Origin of the sequence: Embleya sp. AB8, from assembly GCF_049739465.1 — a bacterium.
Classification (GTDB): domain Bacteria; phylum Actinomycetota; class Actinomycetes; order Streptomycetales; family Streptomycetaceae; genus Embleya.
Map to the genome: position 1 here is coordinate 296,485 of NZ_JBMHHY010000002.1, position 12,437 is coordinate 308,921.

11 protein-coding genes and 1 tRNA gene are annotated in these 12,437 nt (G+C 69.6%); 6 read left to right on the forward strand and 6 right to left on the reverse strand.

What is annotated here, in order from left to right:
* Nucleotides 1-7: 7 nt before the first annotated feature.
* From recF to ABIA38_RS04345, 6 genes are all read left to right on the forward strand, one after another.
* Complete coding sequence (gene recF / locus ABIA38_RS04320) at nt 8-1,153, forward strand: DNA replication/repair protein RecF (protein WP_424637036.1); 1,146 nt, start codon at nt 8-10, stop codon at nt 1,151-1,153.
* Nucleotides 1,146-1,658, forward strand: a complete 513-nt coding sequence (locus tag ABIA38_RS04325) for a DUF721 domain-containing protein (RefSeq protein ID WP_424637037.1) — start codon at nt 1,146-1,148, stop codon at nt 1,656-1,658. Before recF ends, ABIA38_RS04325 begins: the two co-directional genes overlap by 8 nt.
* Nucleotides 1,659-2,053: 395 nt before the next feature.
* The gene (gyrB, locus tag ABIA38_RS04330; RefSeq protein WP_424637038.1) at nt 2,054-4,090 is read left to right on the forward strand and encodes a DNA topoisomerase (ATP-hydrolyzing) subunit B; all 2,037 of its coding nucleotides are present in this window, start codon (nt 2,054-2,056) and stop codon (nt 4,088-4,090) included.
* Between the two features lie 80 nt (nt 4,091-4,170).
* Nucleotides 4,171-6,795 (forward strand): DNA gyrase subunit A, encoded by a 2,625-nt coding sequence (gene gyrA, locus ABIA38_RS04335; protein ID WP_424637039.1) that lies wholly within the window; start codon nt 4,171-4,173, stop codon nt 6,793-6,795.
* Nucleotides 6,796-7,185: 390 nt separating this feature from the next.
* On the forward strand, nt 7,186-7,605 hold the full coding sequence (locus tag ABIA38_RS04340; RefSeq protein WP_424637040.1) for a DUF3566 domain-containing protein: 420 nt from the start codon (nt 7,186-7,188) through the stop codon (nt 7,603-7,605).
* A gap of 85 nt (nt 7,606-7,690) precedes the next feature.
* Nucleotides 7,691-7,764, forward strand: a tRNA-Ile gene (locus tag ABIA38_RS04345).
* An 82-nt stretch (nt 7,765-7,846) separates the two neighbouring features.
* On the opposite strand, the gene ABIA38_RS04350 is transcribed toward ABIA38_RS04345, so the two are convergent.
* The 6 genes from ABIA38_RS04350 to ABIA38_RS04375 all read right to left on the reverse strand — a co-directional run bounded on the left by ABIA38_RS04350 (nt 7,847) and on the right by ABIA38_RS04375 (nt 12,407).
* Nucleotides 7,847-8,611 carry a class E sortase gene (locus ABIA38_RS04350; RefSeq protein WP_424637041.1) on the reverse strand — a complete coding sequence of 255 codons (765 nt, stop codon included), beginning with the start codon at nt 8,609-8,611 and terminating at the stop codon, nt 7,847-7,849.
* 65 nt (nt 8,612-8,676) lie between these two features.
* On the reverse strand, nt 8,677-9,747 hold the full coding sequence (locus ABIA38_RS04355) for a class E sortase (RefSeq protein WP_424637042.1): 1,071 nt from the start codon (nt 9,745-9,747) through the stop codon (nt 8,677-8,679).
* A 215-nt stretch (nt 9,748-9,962) separates the two neighbouring features.
* Nucleotides 9,963-10,601 carry an aminodeoxychorismate/anthranilate synthase component II gene (locus ABIA38_RS04360; protein ID WP_424637043.1) on the reverse strand — a complete coding sequence of 213 codons (639 nt, stop codon included), beginning with the start codon at nt 10,599-10,601 and terminating at the stop codon, nt 9,963-9,965.
* Nucleotides 10,598-10,852, reverse strand: coding sequence for a hypothetical protein (locus tag ABIA38_RS04365; RefSeq protein ID WP_424637044.1), 255 nt, complete (start codon nt 10,850-10,852; stop codon nt 10,598-10,600). Before ABIA38_RS04365 ends, ABIA38_RS04360 begins: the two co-directional genes overlap by 4 nt.
* Before the next feature lie 63 nt (nt 10,853-10,915).
* Nucleotides 10,916-11,623, reverse strand: a complete 708-nt coding sequence (locus ABIA38_RS04370) for a class E sortase (protein WP_424637045.1) — start codon at nt 11,621-11,623, stop codon at nt 10,916-10,918.
* Nucleotides 11,624-11,657: 34 nt separating this feature from the next.
* A complete protein-coding gene (locus ABIA38_RS04375) occupies nt 11,658-12,407 on the reverse strand; it encodes a DUF881 domain-containing protein (protein ID WP_424637179.1) in 750 nt (249 codons plus the stop codon).
* Between the last annotated feature and the right edge of the window lie 30 nt (nt 12,408-12,437).

The following is a 12,437-nucleotide window of genomic DNA, read 5'->3' on the forward strand; positions in this document are numbered from 1 at the left end:
CTCGCCCATGCATGTAGCGCACCTGTCACTCGTCGACTACCGGTCGTACGCCCGGGTCGAGGTTCCCCTCGAACCGGGCGTGACCGCGTTCGTGGGTCCCAACGGCCAGGGCAAGACCAACCTGGTCGAGGCGATCGGCTACCTGGCCACGCTCGGGAGTCACCGGGTCGCCTCCGATGCGCCGCTGGTCCGGCTCGGCGCGGAGCGCGCGTACGTCCGGGCGAGCATCGTCCGCGAGGACGGGCGCAGCGCGCTGGCCGAGTTGGAGATCAATCCGGGCAAGGCCAATCGGGCCCGGATCAACCGCTCGGCCGCGACCCGGCCGCGCGATCTGCTCGGGCTGCTGCGCACCGTGCTGTTCGCCCCGGAGGACCTGGCCCTGGTCAAGGGTGATCCGGGCGAACGGCGCAGGTTCCTCGACGAGTTGCTGACCGCGCGTACGCCGCGCCTGCTCGGTGTGCGGCAGGACTACGACCGGGTGCTCAAGCAGCGCAATTCGCTGCTGCGCACCGCGGCGCTGGCCCGGCGGGCGGGTGGCGGGCGCGCTGGCGCGCTGAGCACGCTGGACGTGTGGGACCAGCATCTGGCCGCGACCGGCGCCGAGTTGACCGCGGCCCGGCTCGACCTGGTCGCCGCGCTGCAGCCGTTGGTGGACAAGGCCTACGACGCGTTGTCCACAGGCGGTGGACCGATCCTGCTCGACTACCGCAGTTCGATGTCGGAGGATCCGCTGCCCACCGATCGGGCCGGCATCCACGCCGTGCTGACCGCGGCGATCGCGGCGGGGCGGGCGGCCGAGGTCGAGCGTGGGCAGACGCTGATCGGCCCGCACCGCGACGATCTGGTGTTGCGGCTCGGTCCGCTGCCCGCGAAGGGCTACGCCAGCCACGGCGAGTCCTGGTCGTACGCGCTGGCCCTGCGGCTGGGCTCCTACGACCTGCTGCGCGCGGACGGCGGCGAGCCGGTCCTGGTGCTCGACGACGTGTTCGCCGAGTTGGACGTCACCCGCCGCGAGCGGCTCGCCGAGCTGGTTGCGCACGGCGAGCAGGTACTGGTCACGGCCGCGGTGGCCGAGGACGTGCCGGCCGCGTTGGCGGGCGCGCGCTTCGACGTGGCCGCGGGAGAGGTGCGGAGGGTGGTCGGGAGTGAGTGACGAGGGGCACACCGCGCCGAGCGGGCCGGGCGCACCGGCCGAGCCGCCGCGCGGGATCGATCTGGCCCGCGCCGCGCTGACCCAGGCCCGGGCCCAGGCACGCACCCGGCACGACCATCGCCAGGACCAGGCCCAGGCCCGACGTGGCTTGAAACGCAGCGGTTCGGGGCCCGACGACCGCGACCCGCAACCACTGCGCCAGATCATCGGACGCCTGGTCACCGAGCGCGGCTGGCAGACCCCGGCGGCGGTGCACGGTGTGCTGCAGCGCTGGCCGGAAATCGTCGGCCCGGCGATGGCGGCCAACTGTCGTCCGGAGCGCTTCGAGGACGGCGAACTGGTGGTACGGGCCGAATCCGACAACTACGCCACCCACGTGCGCTGGCTCGCGCCGAAACTGCTCGCCCGACTCAACCAGGAGCTGGGCGACGGCACCGTCACCTTCATTCGGGTCCTCGGGCCGGCGCAGGAGCGCCGCCGGGGACAGTGGCGCGCGCAGCCGTAGGCGGTTTCCGGCCATGGGCGCGCGCACCCGGGGTCGGCGCGGGCCCGCCGGCCCGCGCCGATTCCGGGCCACGTCCGGGGTCGATGTGTCCGGTGTCATACCGGTCTGACACGCTGTCACCACCCGAGTCGGCCGCACCGCGTGGACAGGCATGAGAGCGATTCGGGACCCCGGGGCAAGTGGGGGGACATGCGACAGGGCACATCAGGGCGCCACACGCGGACACAGGCCCCTTGGGAACCCATCTTTGTGTCGCCCCGACCGGTAGACTGAACCAGCAATACCGCTCATGCGGATCCTGTTTCGACTTCCGCGGCTCCGTGCCCGGGGGCGTGTCGGGTCCGGCTTGCCGCCGACCGACGCTCCCTGCCGATCCTGCTCCCGGGCAGGGAGCCGTGCTGTGCCAGAAAGGGCGCTTCGTGGCCGATTCCGGCAACCCCAAGGAGAATGACGTGGCCGGCTCGCCGGAAACCTCTGCCGCGACCAACGCGCAGTCCTACGGCGCGAGCGACATCCAGGTCCTGGAGGGCCTCGACGCGGTCCGGAAGCGCCCGGGCATGTACATCGGGTCCACCGGTGAGCGCGGCCTGCACCACCTGGTCTACGAGGTGGTGGACAACTCGGTCGACGAGGCGCTCGCGGGGCACGCGACGCACATCGAGGCGACCATCCTCGCCGACGGCGGGGTGCGCGTGGTCGACAACGGGCGAGGCATCCCGGTCGACATGCACCCGGTGGAGAAGAAGCCCGCGGTCGAGGTCGTGCTGACCATCCTGCACGCGGGCGGCAAGTTCGGCGGCGGCGGCTACTCGGTCTCCGGCGGCCTGCACGGCGTCGGCGTCTCCGTGGTCAACGCGCTGTCCTCGCGCCTGGCGGTGGACATCCGCCGGGACGGCTACCGCTGGACACAGGACTACAAGCTGGGCACCCCCACCGCGCCGCTGGAGCGGCACGAGGCGACCACCGAGACGGGCACCCAGGTCACCTTCTGGGCCGACCCGGACATCTTCGAGACCACGGTCTACTCGTTCGAGACGTTGTCCCGCCGGTTCCAGGAGATGGCCTTCCTGAACAAGGGCCTGACCATCTCGCTCACCGACGAGCGCCCGGACCACGTGAACGAGAAGGGCGAGCAGCTCTCCGTCACGTACCACTACGAGGGCGGCATCGCCGACTTCGTGCGCTACCTCAACTCGCGCAAGGGCGAGCTGGTGCACCCGTCGGTGATCGACATCGAGGCCGAGGACAAGGCGCGGACCATCTCGGTGGAAGTCGCGATGCAGTGGAACTCGCAGTACACCGAGGGTGTGCACAGCTTCGCCAACACGATCCACACGCACGGCGGCGGCACCCACGAGGAGGGCTTCCGGTCCGCGCTGACCGCGTTGATCAACCGCTACGCGCGCGAGAAGAAGCTGCTCAAGGAGAAGGACGAGAACCTCGCCGGCGAGGACATCCGCGAGGGGCTGACCGCGATCATCTCGGTCAAGCTCGGCGACCCCCAGTTCGAGGGCCAGACCAAGGACAAACTGGGCAACACCGAGGCCAAGACGTTCGTCCAGCGGGTCGTGCACGAGCACCTCACCGACTGGCTGGACCGCAACCCCAGCGAGGCCGCGGACATCATCCGCAAGTCGATCCAGGCGGCCACCGCGCGGATGGCGGCCCGCAAGGCGCGCGACCTGACCCGGCGCAAGGGCCTGCTCGAGACCGCGTCGCTGCCGGGCAAGCTCAGCGACTGCCAGAGCAACGACCCGTCCAAGTGCGAGATCTTCATCGTCGAGGGCGACTCGGCCGGCGGCTCGGCCAAGTCCGGCCGGGATCCGATGTACCAGGCGATCCTGCCCATTCGCGGCAAGATCCTCAACGTCGAGAAGGCCAGGATCGACAAGATCCTGCAGAACACCGAGGTCCAGGCGCTGATCTCGGCCTTCGGCACCGGTGTGCACGAGGACTTCGACATCGAGAAGTTGCGCTATCACAAGATCATCCTGATGGCGGACGCCGACGTCGACGGCCAGCACATCAACACCCTGCTGCTGACCTTCCTGTTCCGCTTCATGCGGCCCCTGGTCGAGGCCGGACACGTCTACCTGTCCCGGCCGCCGCTGTACAAGATCAAGTGGAGTCGGGACGACTTCGAGTACGCGTACTCGGACCGCGAGCGCGACGCGCTGCTCGAACTCGGCCGGCAGGCGGGCAAGCGGGCCAAGGACGACTCGATCCAGCGCTTCAAGGGCCTCGGCGAGATGAACGCCGAGGAGCTTCGGGTGACCACGATGGACATCGACCACCGGGTCCTGGGCCAGGTCACCCTCGACGACGCGGCCCAGGCCGACGAACTGTTCTCGGTGCTCATGGGTGAGGACGTCGAGGCCCGCCGCTCCTTCATCCAGCGCAACGCCAAGGACGTCCGGTTCCTGGACATCTGACCGGCCGGGGCATCCGCAACACGCGGATATCCACATCCGAGTCGGCCCCACGCCACAGCTCGAAAGGACTTTGACCAGCGATGGCCGAAGAGAACACCCCGGCGCCCGAAGGCGACCAGGCGGACGCGGTGAACAGCACCGGCGGTCTGCGGATCGAGCCCGTCGGGCTCGAGACCGAGATGCAGCGCAGCTACCTCGACTACGCGATGAGCGTGATCGTCTCGCGCGCGCTGCCCGACGTGCGCGACGGCCTCAAGCCGGTGCACCGACGTGTGCTCTACGCGATGTACGACGGCGGCTACCGGCCCGAGAAGGGCTTCTACAAGTGCGCCCGCGTGGTCGGTGACGTGATGGGCACCTACCACCCGCACGGCGACACCTCCATCTACGACGCGCTGGTGCGACTGGCCCAGCCGTGGTCGATGCGGATGCCGCTGGTGGACAGCAACGGCAACTTCGGCTCGCCGGGCAACGACCCGGCCGCGGCCATGCGGTACACCGAGTGCAAGCTCAAGTGGCTGTCCATGGAGATGCTCCGGGACATCGACGAGGACACCGTCGATCTCCAGGACAACTACGACGGCCGCAACCAGGAGCCGACGGTCCTGCCGGCGCGCTTCCCGAACCTGCTGGTCAACGGCTCCGCCGGGATCGCGGTCGGCATGGCGACCAACATCCCGCCGCACAACCTGCGCGAGGTCGCCTCCGGCGCGCAGTGGTTCCTGCAGAACCCGGACGTCTCCGCCGAGGAGCTCCAGGACGCGCTGATCGAGCGGATCAAGGGCCCGGACTTCCCCAGCGGCGCCCTTGTGGTCGGCCGGCGCGGCATCGAGGACGCCTACCGCACCGGGCGCGGTTCGATCACGATGCGCGCGGTGGTCGAGGTCGAGGAGATCCAGAACCGGCAGTGCCTGGTGGTCACCGAACTGCCCTACCAGGTCAACCCGGACAACCTCGCGCAGAAGATCGCCGACCTGGTCAAGGACGGCAAGATCGGCGGCATCGCCGACGTGCGCGACGAGACCTCCTCGCGCACCGGGCAGCGCCTGGTGATCGTGCTCAAGCGCGACGCGGTGGCCAAGGTCGTACTGAACAACCTCTACAAGCACACCCAGCTGCAGGACACCTTCGGCGCGAACATGCTCGCCCTGGTGGACGGTGTGCCGCGCACGCTCTCGATCGACCTGTTCATCCGCAACTGGGTCGAGCACCAGATCGAGGTGATCGTCCGGCGGACCCGATTCCGACTGCGCAAGGCCGAGGAACGGGCGCACATCCTGCGCGGTCTGCTCAAGGCCCTGGACGCGATCGAGGAGGTCATCGCGCTGATCCGGGCCTCGAACACGGTCGACGAGGCGCGCACGGGCCTGATCGGGCTCCTGGAGATCGACGAGATCCAGGCCAACGCGATCCTGGAGATGCAGCTGCGCCGGCTGGCCGCCCTGGAGCACCGGAAGATCACCGCCGAGCACGACGAGCTGATGGCGAAGATCACCGACTACCAGGCGATCCTGGCCTCGCCGGACCGGCAGCGGCAGATCATCAGCGAGGAACTGGCCGCGATCGTCGACAAGTTCGGCGACGATCGGCGCAGCGCGCTGGTGCCCTTCGACGGCGACATGTCCATCGAGGACCTGATCGCCGAAGAGGACATCGTCATCACCATCACCCGGGGCGGCTACGTCAAGCGCACCCGGACCGACCTCTACCGTTCGCAAAAGCGCGGCGGCAAGGGGGTGCGCGGCGCACATCTGAAGCAGGACGACATCGTCGACCACTTCTTCGTGACCACCACACACCACTGGATCCTGTTCTTCACGAACAAGGGCCGGGTGTATCGGGCCAAGGCCTACGAGCTGCCGGACACCGGTCGTGACGCGCGTGGACAACACGTGGCCAACCTGCTCGCGTTCCAGCCGGACGAGAAGATCGCCCAGGTGCTGGACCTGCGCGACTACGAGGTGGCGCCCTACCTGGTGCTCGCCACCAAGGCCGGGCTGGTGAAGAAGACCGCGCTCAAGGAATACGACACCAACCGCGCGGCCGGCGTGATCGCGATCAACCTGCGTTCGGACGAGGCCGGTGACGACGACGAGGTGATCGGCGCCGAACTGGTCTCCGCCGCCGACGATCTGCTCCTGGTCAGCAAGAAGGCGCAGTCGATCCGGTTCACCGCCACGGACGAGACGTTGCGGCCGATGGGTCGGGCGACATCCGGGGTGAAGGGGATGAGCTTCCGCGAAGGCGACGAACTGTTGTCGATGAACGTGGTGCGCGAGGGCACGTTCGTGTTCACCGCCACCGATGGGGGCTTCGCGAAGCGAACCAGTGTGGACGAGTATCGCGTCCAGGGACGTGGGGGCCTCGGTATCAAGGCCGCCAAGATCGTCGAGGACCGGGGTTCGCTCGTCGGTGCGCTCGTCGTGGACGACACGGATGAAATCCTCGCCATCACCCTCGGCGGCGGAGTGATCCGTACCCGCGCCGCGGGTGTCCGGCACACCGGACGTGACACGATGGGCGTGCAGCTGATCAACCTGGGTAAGGGCGACGCCGTTGTCGGCATCGCACGTAACGCCGAACCTGAGCCCGAGGCCGAGATCGACCCTGAGGTCGACGGGGCCGAAGCCGGTGCGGCCGATGGCACGCACGAGCCGACCTCCACCGTCGAAGGGGAGGTCGCGCCCGGCGGGCAGGAAGGGTGACGCGTGAGCACAGACCGGAAGTCGGCCGGCGGGAGAGGCGAGCGCGCCGACCGGGGTCGGGCCGCCGGCGGGCGCGCTGACAACACGGGCCGCGGCGAAGCGGCACCGCCCCCCACCGGGCCGGTGCCGCCGAGGCCGGTCGCCCCACCCCCCGCGAACGTGTCCGCTCCCGCCCGGGACGCGGCGGCCCAGCCGTCGCGTCCCGCGGGGCCCACCCCGTTCGCGTCCCCTTTCGCTCCGGCGGGCGAGGGCTCGGAGCGGCCGCCGGCCCCGGTCAACGGCAGGCAGGCCGCCCGGCCACCGGGCGGCGGCACGATCACCACGCCACGTCCGAGCCGGGGCACCCCGGCCGGCGGGGTCCCGTCGAGCGCTCACCAGGTGGGGCAGCCCATGGCGCAGCAGGGGCGGACCGGGCCGGAGGGGCCGATCCGGAGCGCGCGCACCCGACGGGCGCGGTTGCGCGCGGCGCGGGTGGACCCGTGGTCGGTGATGAAGGTCGGTTTCCTGCTGTCCCTGGCACTGGGTGTGGTGCTGATGGTCGCGGTGACCGTGTTGTGGCTGGTGCTCGACGGACTGGGCGTGTTCGCCTCGGTCGGCAAGACGGTCAAGGAGGCGACCCAGTCGGAGACCAACTCCGGCTTCGACCTCCAGCACTTCCTGTCGCTGAAGAACACGATGTTCTTCAGCGGCATCGTGGCCATCGTCGACGTCATCCTGGTCACCGCGCTGGCCACCCTCGGCGCGTTCCTCTACAACCTCACCGCCTCGTTCACCGGCGGCATCGAGGTCACCCTGGCCGAGGAGGACTGACCGCGTTCCGGGGCAGGTCATGGGGCAGGCCATAAGGATTTTGGTGGCGGGCAAGCGGTGCGGTACGCTCTTCGAGCACGCACGCGGGCCTATAGCTCAGACGGTTAGAGCGCTTCCCTGATAAGGAAGAGGCCACAGGTTCAAGTCCTGTTAGGCCCACTCTCGCAAGTGCAGATCAAGGGCACCTTCCCGGCTTCCGGAAAGGTGCCCTTGAGCGTTTTGCGGCGTCTTCGGGGGTGCTTCAGGAGCGATTCAGGGCCGCCGGCTTGCTTTTGTTGCCCTGCTTTTGGTCCGTGACGGTGAGTTCGCCCCAGTAGATCATTCGGTTCTTGGACGTGAACTCCGGGTCGCAGGTGGTCAGGGTGATCAGCCGGCGGCCGGACGGGCCGCCCAGGTCCGGGGGTTGGGCGGTCAGTACCGAGCCGTTGGAGGGCTTGGTGATGAACGGGCCCTTGACGATCGTGTAGGTGAACCACTGGGTCCTGGTCTCGACGACCACCTTGTCGCCCGCCTTGAGTTGGTTCAGGTGGCGGAACGGCTCGCCGTGGCCGTTGCGATGGCCCGCGAGGCCGAAGTTGCCCGGGCCACCGGGGCCGATGTAGGGCGGGTACGTGTAGTGGCCGACGCCCTTGGACAGCGAGTCCAGGCTCGAGCCCTCGATGATCGGCTGGGCCCAGTCCGAGCCGAACCGGGGGATCCACAGGATCGCGATCGTCTCGCCGCGGATGCTGCCGGGCGAACCGGGCACCTTCTGGCCGTCCTTGCCGCCGTCGACGCTGACATCGGTGGGGCCGTCCAGGACCTCGGTCGGTGCCGCCGCCGCGGGCGGTTCGGTGTCCGCGCGGGCCCAGTCCCGGTGCAGCTGTTCGACTTCGCTGCGGGCCTCGGCCCGGGCCTCGAAGTTGGTCCAGTAAAGCTGGTGTACACACAGCAGCAGACCGATCAGGCCGAGCGTCAGCAGGAGTTCCGCCCCGACCCGGATCGTCTTGCGCACGACAACGCCCATGAGCCGACAGCTTGGCACAGACAAGCAGTTTGGTCAGGACCCGGAGACCGGAATGTGATGCACCGTCACTTGGCCGCGGCCAGCAGCGCGTCCGGTTTGCCCTGGGCGCGCGGTCGTTCCTCCTCCAGATGGCCCCAGACGATCAGCCGATACGTCGAGGTCCCCTGGGGGGTGCACGTGGTCAGCGTGAGGTAGCGGCCGGGCTGCTTGTACGGGCCCTTGTCGGGGATCGGATCGATCACCTCGATGTGCTTCGGCGAGGTCTGCGGCAGGTCCGCGTCGATCGTGTAGGTGAAGTACGTGGTCGCGGTCTCCACGACCACCTTGTCGCCGGGCTTGAGCTTGTTGATGTCGTGGAACGGCTGGCCGTGCCCGTCGCGGTGCGCGGCCACCGCGAAGTTGCCCTGGGCGTCCCACGGCATCGCGGTCTTCGGGTCGCTGTAGTGGCCCACCAGGCCGTTGTTGAGCACCTTCTCCCGATCCGTGCCCTCGGCTATCGCCTGCTTCTCCATCCCGATCCGGGGGATGTACATCAGCGCGAAGCCCTTGTTCGGCGCGACGTATTGGCCCGGGTTGCGCGGATCGACCTGCCCCGGCGCGGTGTTCCAGCTCTGCTGTATGTCGTGCGCCTCGCTCTTGGCGTGCTGCTCCGCCACGATGTTGGTCCACCAGGTCAGGTAGACCACGTACAGCACCAGCAATACGCCCACGGTCATCGCGAGTTCGCCGACCAGCCGGGCACCGATGGTGAGCACCCGCGAGGCCGGCGACGGCTTGGCCGCCCGCCGCCGCGCGGCCCGACCGGCGCCCTCGGCGACCGCGGCACCGGTCGGGCCCGCCGGCGGCCGGGACGGGGCCGCCCGGCCGGGCTTTCGCCGCTGCTGTGCCCTGCGCCGAGCCGCCCGCCCACCGGGAACCGCCGCGCCCTCGACCGCCGGACCCGCCACCGAGGCCGTGGCCGTGGCCGACAAGGACGCCGCGGCGCCGATCGGCTCGGTTGTCGAACCGGCGGGCCCCACACCCGCGTCGGCCCGAAACCACGCGTCCAAGTCGGCCGCGGGCTCGACCGGCGAGGGCTCCGCGAGCCTGGGGTCCGGCACGATCCGGGACGGCGCCAACGGTGGCGCGGCCGGCATGTGTACCGTCGATTCCGACCGCGTTTCGGCCAACCGGGCCTGCGCGGCCCGCCGCCGGGCCGCCCGACCACCGGGATTCGGTTCCGAAACGGCGGGAAGGGCCGCTGTGGGCGGCGCCGCGAAGCCGGGCTCGACCAGGTCGCCCGTGTACTCCCCGGGCGCGTACGGCGCGATCTCGCCCGATCCGTACCCGCTGTCGGGTATCGGCGCGTCGGTCAGGCCGGGAGCGGCGTGCGCCCGACGACGGGAGCCAGTCCCGCCGAGCGGGCCGGCGCCGTCGGGTCCCCGCAGGCCACCAGCCAGTTCGCCAGCATCCGGTGGCCGTACTCCGTCAGCACCGACTCCGGGTGGAACTGCACGCCTTCGACCGGTCGGTCGCGGTGCCGCAGGCCCATGATCACGCCGGTCCCGGTCCATGCGGTCACCTCCAGTTCGGCCGGAATCGTGTCCGGATCCACCGCGAGCGAGTGATAGCGCGTCGCGGTGAAGGGCGACGGCAGGCCGGCGAAGACGCCCGCCCCCTCATGCACCACCGGGCTGGTCTTGCCGTGCAAGAGCTCGGGTGCCCGGCCAACGGTAGCGCCGTGCGCCGCCGCGATGGCCTGCATCCCCAGGCAGACGCCGAAGACCGGCACCCGGCCGCCCTCGCGGCGGACCATCTCCATGCAGATCCCGGCGCCCTCGGGTGTGCCGGGACCGGGCGAGAGCAGGACGCCGTCGAACTCCTCGGCCTCCTCGACGGTCACCGCGTCGTTGCGCCGGACCTCGCAGGTCGCGCCGAGTTGGTACAGGTATTGCACGAGGTTGAAAACGAAGCTGTCGTAGTTGTCCACGACGAGAATGCGCGCGCTCATCCGGGCAGTCCTCCTGCGGGCAGCGATGCCGGGGACGTCGCACCGGCCGGGCGCGGGGTGCCGCCGGGCCCGGTGGTGTTCGTCCCGTTCTGCTGCTGATCGACCGTCACATCGCTGAACGGCAGCAGCGGTTCCGCCCACGGGAAGATCCACGTGAACAGCGAGTACACGATCGCCAACACCAGGACCAGGGAAAGCACCAGCTTCACCCACACGTTGCCCGGCAGAGTGCGCCAGATCCAGCCGTACATCAGGCCCAGGCCCTCTCTCGCTCGCCGCCAGCGCGGCTCGACTCGCTCATCCCCGCACCTCGTTCATCCCTGCAACGCCGCCGGCTTGCCGGCCGCCAGTGGCGTGCGCGACTCGAGATGGCCCCAGACGATCAATCGGTGCGTGCTGCCGAACTCAGGTTCGCAGGTGGTCAGGGTGATGTATTTCCCGGGCGTCGTATAGGCCTTCTCCGGCACCGGGTCGAGCACGTGCACGTCCTCGGGGACGGTTTTCAGCACCGCCTTGTCACCGCTGAGGCTGACCGGCTTGTCGATCGAGTAGACGAACCACTCGGTGATCCCCTCGATCACGATCTTGTCGCCCACCTGGAGCTTGGGCACGTTCAGGAACGGGTCGCCGTAGGTCTTGCGGTGCCCCGCGATCGCGAAGTTGCCGTCCTCGCCCGCCTGCGCGCTGCCCTTGTACCAGCCCAGGCCCTTCTGCAGCTCGTGCGGCGAGACCCCGGGGCGGATCGTCTTGTACCAGTCGGAGCCGAACCTCGGCACGTACATCGTGCCGAACGGTTCGCCGTCCTCGTAGGGCGCCTGCTTGGGGGTCTGCGCGATCGGGATGTCCTTGGGCACGGTCGCCACGATCCGCTTGCGGGCCGCCTCCAGCTTGCGCATCTCGTCCGCCCGGGCCCGATCGGCCAGCACCCCGGTCCAGTAGAGCTGGTAGACGACGAACAACAGGATGACGACGCCCAGCGTGATGAAGACCTCGCCGAGGCCACGCATCGTGGTCCGCAACACTGCCGTCAGACTCCCCTCGGTGCATTGCCGGCGATCACGTCCCGGAGACTTTCGCATACTCCAGACCCAGGGGGCCGGTGTACCCCGGCGCATCGAGGCGCTTCTTTTCCTCGACCTTCCAGCCGAGCCCGAACGCCTGCACGTAGTCCGTGTAGTTGGACACGCTCTTGCTCTGTTCCAACGCGTGACGCAGCACATTGGTGTCGCCCACGGCCGAAATCACGTACGGCGGCGAGTAGACCCGGCCGTGCAGGATCAGCGTGTTGCCGACGCAGCGCACCGCGGAGGTGGCCACCACCCGCTGGTCCATGATCTGGATCGCCCGCGCGCCGCCGCTCCACAGCGCGTTGACCACACCCTGGATGTCCTGCTGGTGCACGACCAGGTCGTCCGCGGTGGGCTCGCGCACGCCGGGCACCCGCGACTTCGCGTCCGGCGGGGCGTCGGTCAAGGTCACCGTCAGCCCCTCGCCGGACACCGGGGTCACCCCGGCCGGATCCGCGACCGCGTCGATCCGGCCGCGCGCCTGGGGGTCGTTGGCCTGCTCCTGGACGAGCGAGTCCACGTCCTTCTGCAGCTTGGACAGATCCTGTTGGGCGCCCTCGTTGCGCCGGCCCTGGTCGCGGATCACGTCGGAGAGCCGGAGCATCTGCGCGTCGCTGCGCAGATTGGTGCCGTGCGAGGTGTCGGCGCTGATCCAGAACAGCAGCCCGGCCAGGGCGAAAACCACAAGAGCGGACAACCGGGGTACGATCGCTCGCCAGGACATCCCGGATGGCCGCATGGCGGAGATACGCACGTCGCCGTACCCTCC

Bases quoted from the DNA above. Each gene is read 5' to 3' on its own strand.
- ABIA38_RS04365 (WP_424637044.1), bottom strand. From the start codon at position 10,852: ATGTACGGCTGGATCTGGCGCACTCTGCCGGGCAACGTGTGGGTGAAG.
- gyrA (WP_424637039.1), top strand. From the start codon at position 4,171: ATGGCCGAAGAGAACACCCCGGCGCCCGAAGGCGACCAGGCGGACGCG.
- ABIA38_RS04350 (WP_424637041.1), bottom strand. From the start codon at position 8,611: ATGGGCGTTGTCGTGCGCAAGACGATCCGGGTCGGGGCGGAACTCCTG.
- ABIA38_RS04375 (WP_424637179.1), bottom strand. From the start codon at position 12,407: ATGCGGCCATCCGGGATGTCCTGGCGAGCGATCGTACCCCGGTTGTCC.
- ABIA38_RS04355 (WP_424637042.1), bottom strand. From the start codon at position 9,747: ATGCCGGCCGCGCCACCGTTGGCGCCGTCCCGGATCGTGCCGGACCCC.
- ABIA38_RS04340 (WP_424637040.1), top strand. From the start codon at position 7,186: ATGGCGCAGCAGGGGCGGACCGGGCCGGAGGGGCCGATCCGGAGCGCG.
- recF (WP_424637036.1), top strand. From the start codon at position 8: ATGCATGTAGCGCACCTGTCACTCGTCGACTACCGGTCGTACGCCCGG.
- ABIA38_RS04360 (WP_424637043.1), bottom strand. From the start codon at position 10,601: ATGAGCGCGCGCATTCTCGTCGTGGACAACTACGACAGCTTCGTTTTC.